8 protein-coding genes, 8 tRNA genes, 3 rRNA genes and 1 other annotated feature are annotated in these 17796 nt (G+C 41.2%); of the genes, 15 read left to right on the forward strand and 4 right to left on the reverse strand.

The window, feature by feature from the left end; genetic code table 11:
- Positions 1-35 precede the first annotated feature (35 nt).
- The gene (guaB, locus tag IGI43_RS10890; protein ID WP_438757826.1) at positions 36-1520 is read left to right on the forward strand and encodes an IMP dehydrogenase; all 1485 of its coding nucleotides are present in this window, start codon (positions 36-38) and stop codon (positions 1518-1520) included.
- A gap of 50 nt (positions 1521-1570) precedes the next feature.
- On the opposite strand, the gene IGI43_RS10895 is transcribed toward guaB, so the two are convergent.
- The 4 genes from IGI43_RS10895 to IGI43_RS10910 all read right to left on the reverse strand — a co-directional run bounded on the left by IGI43_RS10895 (position 1571) and on the right by IGI43_RS10910 (position 6708).
- A complete protein-coding gene (locus IGI43_RS10895; protein WP_438757827.1) occupies positions 1571-3064 on the reverse strand; it encodes a polysaccharide deacetylase family protein in 1494 nt (497 codons plus the stop codon).
- Positions 3065-3175: 111 nt separating this feature from the next.
- Entirely contained in the window at positions 3176-4447 is a 1272-nt protein-coding gene (gene serS / locus IGI43_RS10900) for a serine--tRNA ligase (RefSeq protein WP_438757828.1), read from the reverse strand.
- Between the two features lie 179 nt (positions 4448-4626).
- Positions 4627-4839: a binding site (T-box leader), on the reverse strand.
- A 38-nt stretch (positions 4840-4877) separates the two neighbouring features.
- Positions 4878-6029 (reverse strand): sensor histidine kinase, encoded by a 1152-nt coding sequence (locus IGI43_RS10905; protein WP_438757829.1) that lies wholly within the window; start codon positions 6027-6029, stop codon positions 4878-4880.
- Entirely contained in the window at positions 6019-6708 is a 690-nt protein-coding gene (locus IGI43_RS10910) for a response regulator (RefSeq protein WP_438757830.1), read from the reverse strand. The genes IGI43_RS10905 and IGI43_RS10910 overlap by 11 nt, the downstream gene beginning before the upstream one ends.
- A gap of 777 nt (positions 6709-7485) precedes the next feature.
- On the opposite strand from IGI43_RS10910, the gene IGI43_RS10915 reads away from it, so the two are divergent.
- From IGI43_RS10915 to IGI43_RS10980, 14 genes are all read left to right on the forward strand, one after another.
- Positions 7486-9046, forward strand: a 16S ribosomal RNA gene (locus tag IGI43_RS10915).
- A 286-nt stretch (positions 9047-9332) separates the two neighbouring features.
- A 23S ribosomal RNA gene (locus IGI43_RS10920) occupies positions 9333-12244 on the forward strand.
- 95 nt (positions 12245-12339) lie between these two features.
- A 5S ribosomal RNA gene (gene rrf, locus IGI43_RS10925) occupies positions 12340-12455 on the forward strand.
- The 16S, 23S and 5S rRNA genes sit together here with 8 tRNA genes alongside, the layout of an rRNA operon.
- A 14-nt stretch (positions 12456-12469) precedes the next feature.
- A tRNA-Val gene (locus IGI43_RS10930) sits at positions 12470-12542 on the forward strand.
- A 6-nt stretch (positions 12543-12548) separates the two neighbouring features.
- Positions 12549-12621 (forward strand) — tRNA-Lys (locus tag IGI43_RS10935).
- 12 nt (positions 12622-12633) lie between these two features.
- Positions 12634-12715, forward strand: a tRNA-Leu gene (locus IGI43_RS10940).
- A 35-nt stretch (positions 12716-12750) separates the two neighbouring features.
- A tRNA-Thr gene (locus IGI43_RS10945) sits at positions 12751-12823 on the forward strand.
- A gap of 8 nt (positions 12824-12831) precedes the next feature.
- Positions 12832-12903, forward strand: a tRNA-Gly gene (locus IGI43_RS10950).
- Positions 12904-12917: 14 nt separating this feature from the next.
- A tRNA-Leu gene (locus IGI43_RS10955) sits at positions 12918-13003 on the forward strand.
- Between the two features lie 11 nt (positions 13004-13014).
- Positions 13015-13088: transfer RNA gene (locus IGI43_RS10960), tRNA-Arg, on the forward strand.
- An 85-nt stretch (positions 13089-13173) separates the two neighbouring features.
- Positions 13174-13247: transfer RNA gene (locus IGI43_RS10965), tRNA-Pro, on the forward strand.
- A 346-nt stretch (positions 13248-13593) separates the two neighbouring features.
- Entirely contained in the window at positions 13594-14061 is a 468-nt protein-coding gene (locus tag IGI43_RS10970; RefSeq protein WP_438757831.1) for a CtsR family transcriptional regulator, read from the forward strand.
- 4 nt (positions 14062-14065) lie between these two features.
- Complete coding sequence (locus IGI43_RS10975) at positions 14066-16555, forward strand: ATP-dependent Clp protease ATP-binding subunit (protein WP_438757832.1); 2490 nt, start codon at positions 14066-14068, stop codon at positions 16553-16555.
- Positions 16556-16865: 310 nt separating this feature from the next.
- Positions 16866-17786, forward strand: a complete 921-nt coding sequence (locus tag IGI43_RS10980; protein ID WP_438757833.1) for a peptidase U32 family protein — start codon at positions 16866-16868, stop codon at positions 17784-17786.
- The last annotated feature ends 10 nt before the right edge of the window (positions 17787-17796 follow it).

A 17796-nucleotide genomic window follows, 5' to 3' on the forward strand; every position in this document is an offset into this window, starting at 1 on the left:
CTTATATAAAATTAAATAGAGGAGTGGTCTGAAAAATGTCTAACTGGGAAACGAAATTCGCGAAAAAAGGTCTTACATTTGATGATGTTTTATTGATTCCAGCAGAAAGTCACGTGTTGCCCAACGAAGTGGATATGAGTATCCAACTAGCAAAAAATATTAAGTTGAATATTCCTCTAATCAGTGCAAGTATGGATACAGTAACGGATAGTAAAATGGCCATTTCAATGGCTCGTCAGGGTGGTTTAGGTGTTGTTCATAAAAATATGAGTATCGCGAAACAAGCAGATGAAGTTCGTAAAGTAAAACGTTCTGAAAGTGGTGTTATCATTGATCCATTTTTCTTAACGCCAACGAATTTAGTAGCAGATGCTGAAAATTTAATGAGTAAATACCGTATCAGCGGAGTACCGATCGTGGAAACGATGGATAACCGTAAATTAGTTGGGATCATTACGAACCGTGATATGCGTTTTGTAACAGATTACCAAATGAAAATCGACGAAGTGATGACAAAAGATAACTTAGTTACAGCTCCAGTTGGTACTTCTTTAAAAGATGCTGAAAAGATTTTACAGAAACATAAAATCGAAAAATTACCAATTGTTGATGAAAATAATCGTTTAAGTGGCTTGATTACGATCAAAGATATTGAAAAAGTAATCGAATTTCCCAATGCAGCGAAAGATGAGCATGGACGTTTGTTAGTTGCAGCAGCCGTTGGTGTCACAAGTGATACTTTTGAACGTGCGGAAGCTCTATTAGATGCAGGAGTAGATGCGATCATTATCGATACAGCTCATGGTCATAGTGCAGGTGTGATTCGTAAGATTAAAGAAATTCGTGATACATTTCCAGATGCGACATTGATTGCTGGAAATATCGCAACAGCTGAAGGGGCTAAAGCACTTTATGATGTAGGCGTAGATGTCGTTAAAGTTGGGATCGGACCTGGTTCTATTTGTACAACGCGTGTTGTTGCAGGTGTAGGTGTTCCTCAATTAACAGCTATCTATGATGCAGCTTCTGTTGCTCGTAAATATGGTAAGGCCATTATCGCTGATGGAGGGATCAAATATTCAGGCGATATCGTAAAAGCTTTGGCTGCCGGTGGACATGCAGTTATGTTAGGCAGTATGCTCGCAGGAACCGATGAATCACCAGGTGAATTTGAAATTTATCAAGGCCGACGTTTTAAAACATATCGTGGAATGGGTTCACTAGGTGCCATGGAAAAAGGTTCAAGTGATCGTTATTTCCAAGGCGGTGTCAATGAAGCCAATAAATTAGTTCCAGAAGGTATCGAGGGCCGTGTTGCTTATAAAGGGAGCGTCTCAGACATTGTTTTCCAATTGATTGGTGGCTTAAAATCAGGTATGGGCTATGTCGGTGCAGCGAACTTAAAACAATTACGTGATGAAGCACAGTTTATCCAAATGAGTGGTAATGGATTGAAAGAATCTCATCCGCATGATGTGCAAATTACGAAAGAAGCACCTAACTACTCTGTAGAACAATAAATCAAGATAAAAAAAATTCCGACGTCGCTTGTGACATCGGAATTTTTTATTTATTGAACAAGGCGTTCATCTTCAGAACCATAATACATATGAAGTGGTTTAGCTTTTTTTCCTAGTAATTCTGTAGACGGTAAAATTTCATACCCTTCTTCACGTAAGTGATCGATCACAGTTGCTACAGCATTAACAGTTTCGGGATGAATGTCATGCATCAAGACAATCGTGTCATTATAGGCGGTATCATCGATACGTTTAATGATGGATTGTGCATTATTACTTTGCCAATCTTGCGAATCGACAGACCACTGAATAATAGGTTTACCAATGATGGCTGCAACATCTTTATTTACAGCACCATAAGGCGGTCTAAAATCAGTTGGTAGCTTGCCAGTAGCATGATAGATTACCTTGTCTGTATTTTGAACTTCCTCTTTTACTCTTTGAGCATCGACGCTAGTTAATTGTGGGTGGGAATAAGAATGACTTGCAACTTCATGCCCGTCTTCTGCTACTTTTTTTACAAGTGATTCATATTTTACAACATTTTGACCTAGCATAAAGAATGTTGCTTTGACTCCTTTTTCTTTTAGAATATCTAGAAGTCGTGGAGTGGTTTCAGGATTAGGTCCATCATCAAACGTTAGTGAAATGTATTTCTTTTTTGGATCTAGAGGTTTGGGTAATGCATCTTTGATCGACGTTGGATCTACAAATTCTGGATTTACGTAACCAGCAATTTCTTTATAAGGCAACGTGATTTCTGTTTTACCAGTTGGATTTTCTGGTAGGTCTAAGCTGATTTTGTCGGAATAATAGGTAAAAGCAGTACCGTCTAACGAAATATTAGGCATGTTGAGAACACCATCGATAATGGCATTACCATCAGGACTTTCAGAAAGTAATTTTTGCTGAATGACTTGCTGAACTGCTAAAATATTGGATTCATTCATGAAAATATCTAGCAAATTTAGTGGTTGTTTTGTTTTTTGATTGACGCAAGCTGTATATTTACCCGTTTCAGTTTTCTCAGACCAATCTGCTTTTTCTTGATTCCAAGTGTAAGCCTCAACAACAGGTTGGTAGCTGACCACTTGTTCAGTGATTTTTTTTAGTTTCACATAACCGACGAGTTTGACTGCTGTCTCTTTTTGGTTGCTCTTTTGAGCAGTTTCCATCAAAGTAGTTAATTCGGTTTTGATTGCTGGTAGTTGAGGAATAGAGTTAGTTGCGGCTGGCTCATAAAAAAGTGTTTGAACATTGCCAGCTTTTTTTTCTTGCTCTATTGTCTTAAAACTATCTTGATTTTTAGATTTCCGAATTTTTTCTAGCAACGAGGCTTCTTTTTGTTCAAATTGTTGCTTATCTTCACGTGTGCTGGCATCTTCAGGTTTACGCTGTATAGCATAGGCAGCATAAATGCCTCCGCAGATCAAAATAAATGAAAGCATACAAACGGACACAAAAGCCATTTTTTTTGAAAAACTGTGTTTATTCCGTTTGCGTCGGCTGTTTCGAGTTCTTCTTGGGTAATTATCTCTGTCCATAACGTTTGATCCCTCTAATTTTATAAAATTTGATTGTTTACAGTAATTAACTGTATCATGCTTGTTTTGGACTTTCAACAGCAAGAGAATTAAATTAGATATTTTATTTATTTATTTAATTATTTTCAAATTACCCATATAAGGAACTAAAACTTCTGGAATCGTTACGGTTCCATCTTCATTTTGATAATTTTCTAATATGGCAGCGACAGTCCTTCCCACAGCTAGACCTGATCCATTTAATGTGTGCGCATATTGCACTTTATCATTCTCATCACGATAGCGGATCATCGCACGACGAGCTTGAAAATCTTCACAGTTTGAACAAGAGCTGATTTCGCGATAGGCATTTTGGGCTGGAATCCAGACTTCTAAGTCATATGTTTTCGCAGCTGAGAAGCCCATATCGCCTGTAGCTAGTGACATGACACGATAAGGAAGGTTCAATTTTTGTAAAATATCTTCTGCATTTGCCGTCATTTTTTCTAATTCCTCATAAGAATGTTCTGCATCACTGAATTTCACCATTTCTACTTTATTAAATTGATGTAGACGAATCAAGCCGCGTGTATCACGACCTGCACTTCCAGCTTCAGAACGAAAAGATGGACTCAGTGCGGTAAAATAGATAGGTAAATCTTTGCCATCTAAAATTTCGTTATTATAATAGTTTGTCAAAGGAACCTCTGCAGTTGGGATCAAGGTCATATCTGTTCCTTCTAACTGAAAAACGTCTTCTTTGAATTTAGGAAATTGACCAGTACCGAACATAGAATTACTGTTTACGATATAAGGTGTCATCATTTCAGTGTATCCATGGTCATAAACGTGCATATCCAGCATAAAATTGTATAATGCTCGTTCTAGTCTAGCACCTAATCCTTTATAGTAGACAAAACGACTTCCTGAAACTTTTGCTCCACGTTCGAAATCAAGAATATCTAGTTTTTCAGCTACGTCCCAATGTGGCTTTGGTTCAAAAGCAAAATTTTTAGGCTCGCTCCAACGACGTACTTCAACATTATCGTCTTCATCTTTCCCCACAGGTACTGAATGATGAGGGAGGTTTGGTAAAGTTGTAGAAATTTCATGTAGTTTGACATCGATCTCTTCGATTTCAGTGTCCATTGCTTTAATATTACCGCCAACTTCTTTCATTTCAGCAATTTTAGCTGTAGCATCCTCCTTATTTCGTTTTAACTGGGCAATTTCTGCTGAAACATCATTTCTGTATTTTTTCAGTTCTTCTGATTTTACTAATAAATTCCGACGACTTTCATCTAAGCGTAAGAATTCTACTAATATTTCTTCTTTTACACCACGGGTTTTCAATTTTGCTTTTACATCATCAAAATTTTGACGAATCATTTTTACATCTAACATAAATACTCCTCCTTAAATTTAAAAGCATAATGGACTTGCTCGCTTTTTTCCGATGGCCTTCAATTCGTGAAGCTTTAGCTCTTAGGAATGGAAGAGATCGGTTCAGAGCTCAACATTAGTCCATGTTGCTAGATAATAGTGTAGAAAAATAAAAAGCCACTCCATCCCTAGAAAAAAATTCTTGGGACGAAATGACTTGAATTTCGCGGTACCACCCAAGTTCAGCTATAACGCTGCCCTTGTAATGCAGATAACGGCTGCAGCCGGTTTGACTTATTTCATCAAACGCATGTAATAGAGACGGACTTCTTCATAGCAGAATATTTGCTCTCACCACCGCAAACTCTCTTTGATTCAACACTATAAATACTTTTTCTCTTTGCTTGTCATTAGGATACAAAACTTTCGTTTGGATGTCAACCTTAGTAAATCAATTTCTCTTTAAAGGCAAATGAATAATGAAAGACGTCCAGTGATTATCAGAAGTTGCATAGATATACCCGCCATGCAAGGCTACAATGCTTTGTGCAATTGCCAAACCAAGGCCTGTTCCACCTGTTTCTTGGGAACGTGATTCCTCCACACGATAAAACCGATCGAATAATTGATCTAACGATTTCTTAGGAATTGGCGGACCATCATTTCTAACAGCAATGACAGCTTCAGTCCCAACTTTCTCTACATCAATGACGATATTTTTACCGCCTTTACCATATTTCAGTGCATTTGATAATAGATTATTGAAGACACGAACCAACTTCTCAGTATCTCCATCCATTTTAATTGATGAAGGTGTCGCATTGACGTGAATCGTCATATTGTTTTTATCTGCTTCCAACTCAAAATCAGCAGCCAATTGTTCAATCAATTGCGCCATGTCGAAACTGATCGTATTTATAGGAACTGACGGCTGGCGGACTTTAGTGTACTCAAAAAGGTCGTCTACGAGTAGCTTCATTTGTTTGGCTTTTACATAAGCAGTATGCGTGTATTTTAGTAAATCTTCTTCATTATGGAATTGTCGATCTTCAATCAAGCCTAAGTATCCTATAATAGAAGTCAAAGGAGTTCTAATATCATGGCTGACATTTGTAATCAATTCATCCTTTGATTTTTCTATTTTACGTTCGTCTTCGATGGCAGCTACAGTACTATCAACTAATCCGTTGATACTAGTGACGACTTTTGCCAAATCACCGCTCAATTCGAAAGGAATACGGTGATCGTAATTACCATCAGCGATATAATGAAGCTCACTGATGATATGCCGTAATTGCATTTGTCGATAACGACGAATCAAACGCCAGTATAAGACAGCAACATCCACTATAAAAAATATTGGGATAACAAATTTACTTAAACTCCAAAATAAATCTGTATTTAACTCTTGAGCAAAAGCACCCTTAGTTGCCCAGATAATTCCCTTTAAGGTTTCGCTGGCACTTAGAATAACTGTAATTGAGACATTTAATAGAAGTAACAGGATAATCGTGACAATTCCTTCAGCAAGTAATTCGCTAATTTCCTTTGATGTTAGAGTGATTCGTTTCTTCTTTTCAATTTTCTTTTGTCTAACGAGCATCGATCTTATATCCAACTCCCCAAACTGTTTGAATGACTTTTTCTCCACCAGTTGCTTCTTCTATCTTATCTCTCAAGTGACTGACATGAACCATGACTGTTTTTGCAGAAACAATACTTTCTTGTTGCCATACACGCTCAAAAATCTCATCGGCACTAAAAACACGGTTAGGATGACTAGCTAATAGATACAAAATGCCGAATTCTAAGGCGGTCAATTGAATTTCCTTCCCATCAACTGTCTTCACTTCATGTGAATCCTTATTGATGATCAGTGAGCCAATTTCAAGTACATCTGGTTCGTCTGCTTTAAGCTGCATTTGGCTGCGTCTCAAAATGGACTTAACACGAGCCATGATTTCTAATGGATTGAAGGGTTTAGTCACATAATCATCTGCGCCAGCAACAAGTCCTTTGATCTTATCCATATCAGTTGTTTTAGCAGTTAGCATAATAATTGGAATTTGAGATTCCTTTCTTAACTCTTTCACTACTTGCATACCATCCATGATTGGCATCATGATATCCAAAATAAGCAAATCAATATCTGATATTGTCCGGATCTTCGACAAAGCCTCTTTTCCGTCATAAGCTTTCACCACTTCATAGCCTTCATTGTGAATATAAATACTCAGTAGTTCCACGATCTCTTTATCATCATCAGCAACTAAAATTTTCATATCATTCTTTTCCTCCATATATATAGTAGAATTCTTCTTCTACATTCTAACAAAAAAAATGAGAAATTGACAAAAACAAAGAGAAATTACGGGAAATTTAGAATATGTTACTAAAAATTAAAAAATAAGTCTAAAATTACTTTTTTCTCTGTTAAAAACGAACAATAAAGAACAAAAGTAATAAAATAATCGGCAAAGAAAAAAACTTTAAAAAAAGTGCAATTTTTAGTTGACCTAAGCCCAGAAACTTGGTATATTATATCTTGTCGCAAGGCACTGATGTAACACGCTGAACGATATGGATAAGATAACAGTCCAAGTTTGAAATAAACTTTGGAAATCAGTAAAATAGTTGTTGACAAACAATGACTAGCCTGATAAACTAGTGAAGTTGCCTCAAGAATTACTGGCAATTGAAACGAACATGAAATAACAAATCAAGTTCGAAAGAAGCTTGAAAAATCAGGAAGAAAGTTGTTGACAAATAACAAACGACCTGATAAACTAATGAAGTTGTCGCGAAACATTCGATAACATCAAGCAGAGAAAAACTTTGAAACTTTTTAAAAAAAGTGTTGACATCGAATCGAAGATTTGATATGATATAAAAGTTGCTGCGAGGTAACACAGTAGACCTTTGAAAACTGAACAAAGTAAGACGAACCAAATGTGTAGGTTGTTTTTACAACGGTAAAAACAAACAACAATTTTTAACAAAGCGAAGCAATATGCTAGCAACCAAATGAGCTTAACAATCTTCGGATTGTGTTCAACTTTTATTATGAGAGTTTGATCCTGGCTCAGGACGAACGCTGGCGGCGTGCCTAATACATGCAAGTCGAACGCTTCTTTTCTACCGAGTGCTTGCACTCAGTTGAAAAGAAGAGTGGCGGACGGGTGAGTAACACGTGGGTAACCTACCCATCAGAGGGGGATAACACTTGGAAACAGGTGCTAATACCGCATAATAGTCGACACCGCATGGTGCTGACTTGAAAGACGCTTTCGGGTGTCACTGATGGATGGACCCGCGGTGCATTAGCTAGTTGGTGAGGTAACGGCTCACCAAGGCCATGATGCATAGCCGACCTGAGAGGGTGATCGGCCACACTGGGACTGAGACACGGCCCAGACTCCTACGGGAGGCAGCAGTAGGGAATCTTCGGCAATGGACGAAAGTCTGACCGAGCAACGCCGCGTGAGTGAAGAAGGTTTTCGGATCGTAAAACTCTGTTGTTAGAGAAGAACAAGTAGGAGAGTAACTGCTCTTACCTTGACGGTATCTAACCAGAAAGCCACGGCTAACTACGTGCCAGCAGCCGCGGTAATACGTAGGTGGCAAGCGTTGTCCGGATTTATTGGGCGTAAAGCGAGCGCAGGCGGTTTCTTAAGTCTGATGTGAAAGCCCCCGGCTCAACCGGGGAGGGTCATTGGAAACTGGGAGACTTGAGTGCAGAAGAGGAGAGTGGAATTCCATGTGTAGCGGTGAAATGCGTAGATATATGGAGGAACACCAGTGGCGAAGGCGACTCTCTGGTCTGTAACTGACGCTGAGGCTCGAAAGCGTGGGGAGCAAACAGGATTAGATACCCTGGTAGTCCACGCCGTAAACGATGAGTGCTAAGTGTTGGAGGGTTTCCGCCCTTCAGTGCTGCAGCTAACGCATTAAGCACTCCGCCTGGGGAGTACGACCGCAAGGTTGAAACTCAAAGGAATTGACGGGGGCCCGCACAAGCGGTGGAGCATGTGGTTTAATTCGAAGCAACGCGAAGAACCTTACCAGGTCTTGACATCCTTTGACCACTCTAGAGATAGAGCTTTCCCTTCGGGGACAAAGTGACAGGTGGTGCATGGTTGTCGTCAGCTCGTGTCGTGAGATGTTGGGTTAAGTCCCGCAACGAGCGCAACCCTTATTGTTAGTTGCCATCATTCAGTTGGGCACTCTAGCGAGACTGCCGGTGACAAACCGGAGGAAGGTGGGGATGACGTCAAATCATCATGCCCCTTATGACCTGGGCTACACACGTGCTACAATGGGAAGTACAACGAGTCGCTAGGCCGCGAGGTCATGCAAATCTCTTAAAGCTTCTCTCAGTTCGGATTGTAGGCTGCAACTCGCCTACATGAAGCCGGAATCGCTAGTAATCGCGGATCAGCACGCCGCGGTGAATACGTTCCCGGGCCTTGTACACACCGCCCGTCACACCACGAAAGTTTGTAACACCCGAAGTCGGTGAGGTAACCCTTGTGGAGCCAGCCGCCTAAGGTGGGATAGATGATTGGGGTGAAGTCGTAACAAGGTAGCCGTATCGGAAGGTGCGGCTGGATCACCTCCTTTCTAAGGAATATTACGGAAACTTACACATTCGTCGACACTTTGTTCAGTTTTGAGAGGTTTACTCTTATATAAAGAAGTTAATCATTGGATTTTCTTTCTTTTTATATGATTCTCTCAAACGAATTGTTCATTGAAAACTGGATATTGAAGTATAAAAGTAATCAAAACAAACCGAGAACACCGCGTTGAATGAGTTTTTTAATTAAAATAGTTCGAAGCTTATTTTATTGGTCACGCCTCTATCGCTAGAGAAACGAACCAAACAAAACCGATCGTAAGATCGTAAGGTTAAGTGAATAAGGGCGCACGGTGGATGCCTTGGCATTAGGAGCCGATGAAGGACGGGACTAACACCGATATGCTTTGGGGAGCTGTAAGTGAGCTATGATCCAGAGATTTCCGAATGGGGAAACCCAGCATCTTTTATAGGATGTTACTATTCAGTGAATACATAGCTGGATAGAGGTAGACGCAGAGAACTGAAACATCTAAGTACCTGCAGGAAGAGAAAGAAAATTCGATTCCCTGAGTAGCGGCGAGCGAAACGGGAAAAGCCCAAACCAACAAGCTTGCTTGTTGGGGTTGTAGGACTCCGATGTGGTAGTCTGTCAAGATAGTCGAAGAACTTGGAAAGGTTCGCCAAAGTGGGTAATAGCCCCGTAGACGAAATGTTGGCAACACCTAGGAGGATCCTGAGTACGGCGGAACACGAGAAATTCCGTCGGAATCCGCGGGGACCATCCCGCAAGGCTAAATACTCCCTAATGACCGATAGTGAACCAGTACCGTGAGGGAAAGGTGAAAAGCACCCCGGAAGGGGAGTGAAATAGATCCTGAAACCGTGTGCCTACAACAAGTCAAAGCCCGTTAATGGGTGATGGCGTGCCTTTTGTAGAATGAACCGGCGAGTTACGATTGCATGCGAGGTTAAGGTGAAGAGCCGGAGCCGCAGCGAAAGCGAGTCTGAATAGGGCGAATGAGTATGTAGTCGTAGACCCGAAACCATGTGATCTACCCATGGCCAGGTTGAAGGTGTGGTAAAACGCACTGGAGGACCGAACCCACGTACGTTGAAAAGTGCGGGGATGAGCTGTGGGTAGCGGAGAAATTCCAAACGAACTTGGAGATAGCTGGTTCTCTCCGAAATAGCTTTAGGGCTAGCGTCGAAGTTAAGAATGATGGAGGTAGAGCACTGTTTGGACTAGGGGCCCATCTCGGGTTACCGAATTCAGATAAACTCCGAATGCCATTCATTCATATTCGGCAGTCAGACTGCGAGTGATAAGATCCGTAGTCGAAAGGGAAACAGCCCAGACCACCAGCTAAGGTCCCAAAATATATGTTAAGTGGAAAAGGATGTGGGGTTGCACAGACAACTAGGATGTTGGCTCAGAAGCAGCCACCATTTAAAGAGTGCGTAATAGCTCACTAGTCGAGTGACCCTGCGCCGAAAATGTACCGGGGCTAAACATATTACCGAAGCTGTGGATCACACCTCTGGTGTGATGGTAGGAGAGCGTTCTAAGGGCGTTGAAGGTCGATCGTGAGGACGGCTGGAGCGCTTAGAAGTGAGAATGCCGGTATGAGTAGCGAAAGACGGGTGAGAATCCCGTCCACCGTATGACTAAGGTTTCCTGGGGAAGGCTCGTCCGCCCAGGGTTAGTCGGGACCTAAGCCGAGGCCGATAGGCGTAGGCGATGGACAACAGGTTGATATTCCTGTACCAGTTGTTTTTGTTTGAGCAATGGAGGGACGCAGGAGGCTAAGGAATGCATGCGACTGGAAGTGCATGTCCAAGCAGTAAGTCTTGAGTAGAGTCAAATGCTTTACTCTGTACGGACAAGCTGTGATGGGGAGGGAAATAATAGTACCGAAGTTCCTGATGTCACACTGTCAAGAAAAGCTTCTAGTGAGAAAACAACTGCCCGTACCGTAAACCGACACAGGTAGTCGAGGAGAGTATCCTAAGGTGAGCGAGCGAACTCTCGTTAAGGAACTCGGCAAAATGACCCCGTAACTTCGGGAGAAGGGGTGCTGACTTCGGTCAGCCGCAGTGAATAGGCCCAAGCGACTGTTTATCAAAAACACAGGTCTCTGCAAAATCGAAAGATGAAGTATAGGGGCTGACGCCTGCCCGGTGCTGGAAGGTTAAGAGGATGGGTTAGCTTCGGCGAAGCTCAGAATTGAAGCCCCAGTAAACGGCGGCCGTAACTATAACGGTCCTAAGGTAGCGAAATTCCTTGTCGGGTAAGTTCCGACCCGCACGAAAGGCGTAACGATTTGGGCACTGTCTCAACGAGAGACTCGGTGAAATTTTAGTACCTGTGAAGATGCAGGTTACCCGCGACAGGACGGAAAGACCCCATGGAGCTTTACTGTAGCTTGATATTGAGTGTTTGTACCACATGTACAGGATAGGTAGGAGCCGATGAATCCGGAACGCTAGTTTCGGTGGAGGCGCTGGTGGGATACTACCCTTGTGTTATGAACCCTCTAACCCGCACCACTTATCGTGGTGGGAGACAGTGTCAGGTGGGCAGTTTGACTGGGGCGGTCGCCTCCTAAAGAGTAACGGAGGCGCCCAAAGGTTCCCTCAGAATGGTTGGAAATCATTCGCAGAGTGTAAAGGCAGAAGGGAGCTTGACTGCGAGACTTACAAGTCGAGCAGGGACGAAAGTCGGGCTTAGTGATCCGGTGGTTCCGCATGGAAGGGCCATCGCTCAACGGATAAAAGCTACCCTGGGGATAACAGGCTTATCTCCCCCAAGAGTCCACATCGACGGGGAGGTTTGGCACCTCGATGTCGGCTCGTCGCATCCTGGGGCTGTAGTCGGTCCCAAGGGTTGGGCTGTTCGCCCATTAAAGCGGCACGCGAGCTGGGTTCAGAACGTCGTGAGACAGTTCGGTCCCTATCCGTCGCGGGCGTTGGAAATTTGAGAGGAGCTGTCCTTAGTACGAGAGGACCGGGATGGACTTACCGCTGGTGTACCAGTTGTTCTGCCAAGGGCATTGCTGGGTAGCTATGTAGGGAAGGGATAAACGCTGAAAGCATCTAAGTGTGAAGCCCACCTCAAGATGAGATTTCCCATTTCTTTAAGAAAGTAAGACCCCTGAGAGATGATCAGGTAGATAGGTTGGAAGTGGAAGTGCAGTGATGTACGGAGCGGACCAATACTAATCGGTCGAGGACTTAACCAAAGAAACGAAATAAAAAAGTATATCGGACTGTTTGATTACAACTTCAATCCAGTTTTGAGTGAATAATCACTCAATTGAATAGCAACAACACCCAGTGTGGTGGCGATAGCGAGAAGGATACACCTGTTCCCATGCCGAACACAGAAGTTAAGCTTCTTAGCGCCGATTGTAGTGAAGGGTTTCCCTTTGTGAGAGTAGGACGTCGCCACGCTAAAGTGTTGTCTTGGAGGTTTAGCTCAGCTGGGAGAGCACCTGCCTTACAAGCAGGGGGTCGGCGGTTCGATCCCGTCAACCTCCATTTTTTGAGCCGTTAGCTCAGTTGGTAGAGCATCTGACTTTTAATCAGAGGGTCGCAGGTTCGAGCCCTGCACGGCTCATAGGAATATTTTGCGGGTGTGGCGGAATTGGCAGACGCACTAGATTTAGGATCTAGCGCCTTACGGCGTGGGGGTTCAAGTCCCTTCACCCGCATTTTTAGTCTCGTTTTATAACTAGGCGAACATCACGCCGGCTTAGCTCAGTTGGTAGAGCATCTGATTTGTAATCAGAGGGTCGAGGGTTCAAATCCTTTAGCCGGCATCCAGACTGCGGAAATAGCTCAGTGGTAGAGCACCACCTTGCCAAGGTGGGGGTCGCGGGTTCGAACCCCGTTTTCCGCTTAGCTTGTTCTTTCGCCGGGGTGGCGGAACTGGCAGACGCACAGGACTTAAAATCCTGCGGTGAGTGATCACCGTACCGGTTCGATTCCGGTCCTCGGCATTAGAAATGTAGCACCCATAGCTCAACTGGATAGAGTGCTTGACTACGAATCAAGAGGTTAGGGGTTCGACTCCCTTTGGGTGCATAGTTAAAGTATTTGACTGCGGATTAAAAGGTTCAGAGAATTTAGGTCCTTTTGAACGTTTAGTCTTTTTTTATTATTATAGCTACGGGAAGTAGCTCAGCTTGGTAGAGCACTTGGTTTGGGACCAAGGGGTCGCAGGTTCGAATCCTGTCTTCCCGATTATTTTAATTTCGTATGAACACCACTCATTCTTTTGAGTGGTGTTTTGTTGTTTTATAATATTTTAAAGAATTGATTGAAAAGAACTTAGCGGATAAAATAGAAAAAATTGATTTTTGAGGTTATCAATGGAATAGCTTTACGATAATCATTGTATCTCTGGGAAAGTTCTAGAAAAGTATGGGGTTGGGACAGAAGCGTTTAACTTACTTCCTAGCCTTATACTTTAAATTTACTAAAAGCTGTAAATAATCTTTTCTTATCAAATTAGGCATTCTCCTTTATTAAACACTTAAAATTATGTATAATTAAGGTCAGTATTAGTCAAGGGAAAAGGATGAGTGTGATGAGTAATCAAAATACTTCGGATTTAATAGAAGCATATTTAAAAAAGATTCTTGAAGAAAGCAGTAAAATTGAGATTCGTAGAGCTGAAATGGCTCACTTATTCAATTGTGTTCCCTCCCAGATTAATTATGTTATCAACACGCGTTTTACAATTCAACGAGGATATTCTGTGGAAAGTAAACGTGGCGGTGGTGGTTACATTAGGATTGCTAAAGTCCAAATTTCTGATAGTGACCAATTATTAAAGCAAATGGCTCAATTTACGGGTAGTGAACTTTCAGAAAAAGATGCGTTGATTTTCGTACAAAAGTTGTATGAAGAAGAAGTTATAACTAAAAGAGAAGGAAATCTGATACTGTCTGTTCTTGGTAAACAGGTTTTAGGTAAAACAGGATCAAATGAAGATTATTTACGTGCTCAATTGATGCATTCATTTTTAGAACGTTTGAGTTACGAGGAGGAATGATAGTATGGATGAATTATTTACTGAAAGTGCCAAGGCAGTATTAGCTATTGCACAAGAAGAAGCAAAATATTTTAGGCATCAATCTGTTGGCTCAGAACATTTATTGTTAGCATTAGTCTTAGAGCCAAATGGAATTGCCGGGAAGTCATTGCGTCAATTAAACGCAGATAAGAATGATATTCGTGAAGAAATAGAACACCTAACTGGCTACGGAACTGTTAAGGGATACCCCAAAGGTGCATATTTGCCTTATTCTCCTCGTGCAAAACAAATTTTTGCTTATGCAGGTGATGAAGCCAAGCGTTTAGGAGCACCAAATATCGGAACAGAACATATTCTACTAGGATTGTTAAGAGATGAAGATATATTAGCTTCACGTATTTTATTAAATTTAGGTTTAAGCTTGTCTAAAATGCGTCAGTTAGTGATGAAAAAAATAGGCATTACTGATCCACAAATGAGTGGTAATGTGGGGCGTCGTCGGAATAATCAAGCCCAAAAAGCAGCGCCTAAAGGAACACCAACATTGGATTCATTAGCGCGTGATTTGACGAAGTTGGCACGTGAAAACAATCTAGATCCTGTAGTTGGACGTTCGCAAGAAGTTAGACGATTGATTCAAATTTTAAGTCGTCGTACTAAGAATAATCCTGTTTTAGTTGGTGAACCTGGGGTCGGTAAGACTGCAATCGCTGAAGGATTGGCGCAAAAAATAGTGAACGGTGAAGTTCCTGAAGATATGCTGGAAAAACGCTTGATGATGTTAGATATGGGTGCTTTAGTTGCGGGGACCAAGTATCGCGGTGAATTTGAAGATCGACTAAAAAAAGTCATCGATGAAATTTATCAAGATGGCGAAGTTATTTTGTTTATCGATGAATTGCATACTTTAATTGGTGCAGGTGGTGCTGAAGGTGCGATCGACGCATCAAATATTTTAAAACCAGCACTTGCAAGAGGAGAATTGCAAACGATCGGTGCAACAACATTGGATGAATACCAAAAATATATCGAAAAAGATTCAGCATTGGAACGTCGTTTTGCTCGTGTACAAGTTGATGAGCCAACTCCTGAAGAAGCAGAAGAAATTTTAAAAGGGCTGCGTTCACGTTATGAAGAGCATCATGGTGTAGAAATTACGGATGATGCATTACATGCAGCTGTTCAATTATCTGTACGTTACATCAATTCTCGTCAGCTGCCAGATAAAGCAATTGATCTGATGGATGAGTCTTCAGCTAAAGTTCGTCTAGATTTAGCGGATGAACCTTCTGAAATCAATAATTTGCGTATAGAAATCGCTCGTTTAGTTCAAGAAAAAGAAGAAGCGATTCAATCACAGTCTTTTGAAAGTGCAGCAAGACTACGTCAAAAAGAAAAGAAATTGGCGCGTAAATTAGAAAATATTCTACTGCTGGAAGAAAAAGAAGCTTCTGGTTATGCGAATCGTGTAACTGAAGAAGACGTTGCAAATGTTGTGTCACAATGGACAGGTGTACCGCTACAGCAATTAGAGAAAAAGGAAAGTGAACGTTTGCTTGAATTAGAAAGTATTCTACATCATCGAGTAGTTGGTCAAGATGAAGCCGTTCAAGCTGTGTCGCGTGCCATTCGCAGAGCGCGCAGTGGGTTGAAAGATCCTGATAGACCAATTGGTTCATTTATGTTCTTAGGCCCTACGGGAGTAGGTAAAACTGAGCTTGCAAAAGCTTTAGCTGAGACAATGTTCGGTAGTGAAGATTCCCTTGTTCGAGTGGATATGTCTGAATTCATGGAAAAATATAGCACGAGTCGCTTAATTGGTTCTCCTCCAGGGTATGTTGGATATGAAGAAGGCGGTCAATTAACTGAAAAGATTCGTCAAAAACCTTATTCTGTCATTTTATTGGATGAAGTAGAAAAAGCCCATCCAGATGTATTCAATATTCTATTACAAGTACTGGATGATGGTCATTTAACTGATTCTAAAGGCCGCAAAGTTGATTTCAGAAATACAATTTTAATCATGACGTCAAATATTGGTGCAACTGCGATTCGTGAAGAAAAAAATGTTGGTTTTAATGTAAAAGACCTGACAAAAGACTATGATGCGATGCAAAAACGGATCATGGAAGAATTGAAAAAAGCCTTCCGTCCAGAATTCTTGAACCGAGTGGATGAAACAGTTGTCTTCCGTTCATTGGACCAAGAAGAAATCCATGAAATCGTGAAAATCATGAGTAAATCGATCATTAAGCGTTTGAAAGAGCAAGACGTTAATGTGAAGATCACCGCAGCTGCTATTGAAGTGATTGGAAAAGTTGGCTTTGATCCAGAATATGGTGCAAGGCCGATCCGTAGAGCATTACAAAAAGAGGTAGAAGATCGTTTAAGTGAAGCATTACTGTCGGGTCAAATCCATCTTGGAGATAAAGTAACCATTGGTGCAAGTAAAGGTAAAATAACGTTGAATGTTAAATCACCTAAACCTGAACAAGTATTACAAACAATTTAATGACTAAATGTTCATTCGCTGTGCAAAACGAATCTGTTTTGCACAGTTTTTTTCTTTAATGAAAGTAAATGAACGGTATTTATTTTGTGAAAAATAAGCGTTAAAATATAGAGAGGTTATTGGAAAGATTGTGAACTTGTGCTACTATGAAACAGTTGTTAGAAAGCTGTAGGAAATAAAAAATATTGTTTTAAATTTAGTTTTTTAAGGACTGAACGAGCTCATACAGCTTTAAAACTATCTAGCTTTATTGGCTAGTCCTAGTAACAAATAGGGAATAGCTTACGCAGTTTTTAGGGGAGGATACAAAATGATTGAACTTATTGCAACTGCTGAGTCGATTGAACAGGCAGAGGCGCTGTTATCAGTAGGAGTAGATACGCTATACATTGGAGAAGAAATGTTCGGATTGCGCTTACCGACGTCATTTTCTCGTGAAGAACAGCAGATCGTTACTAAAAAAGCACACGATTTCGGTAAAAAAGTGACTGTTGCGTTAAATGGGATCATGCATCCAGAAAAAATGAAGAAGGTTCCAGAATATTTAGCATTTTTGCAAGAAATCAAGGTAGACCAAGTAACAGTCGGTGATCCTGGAATTGTCTTTGTAATGCAGCGTGACAAAATCGATATCCCATATATATACGATGGTGAGACCTTAGTTACCAGCTCTCGTCAAATAAACTTTTGGGCAAAACGCGGAGCAATCGGTGCAGTATTGGCACGTGAAGTACCTTTTGAAGAGATGAAAGCGATGAATGAAAACTTGATGGTTCCTGCGGAAGTTCTTGTGTATGGTGCCACATGTATCCATCAATCTAAACGTCCATTGCTGCAAAATTATTACAATTTCACTAAAAATGCTGAATCAGCAGGCAAAGAACGTGGTTTGTTTATATCGGAACCTAAAAAAGAAGAAACACATTATTCAATTTATGAAGATAGCCATGGCACACACATTTTTGCGGACAATGATGTAAATTTAATTGGTGAACTTGACAAGCTTCATGAACATAATTACACAAAGTGGAAACTTGATGGAATCTACGCACCAGGAGAATCTTTCGTGGAAATTGCTACGTTATTTGTCGAGGCAAAAGAAAAAATTGAAGCAGGTCTTTGGTCGGAGGAACAAGCACAGAAAGCAATTGAGAAAATAGAAGAACTTCATCCAGAAAACCGTGGCTTAGATATCGGATTCTTTGATTTAGATCCAGACGAGATAAAATAAGGAGAAAAAA

Source organism: Enterococcus sp. AZ126 (assembly GCF_051714545.1).
Classification (GTDB): domain Bacteria; phylum Bacillota; class Bacilli; order Lactobacillales; family Enterococcaceae; genus Enterococcus_L.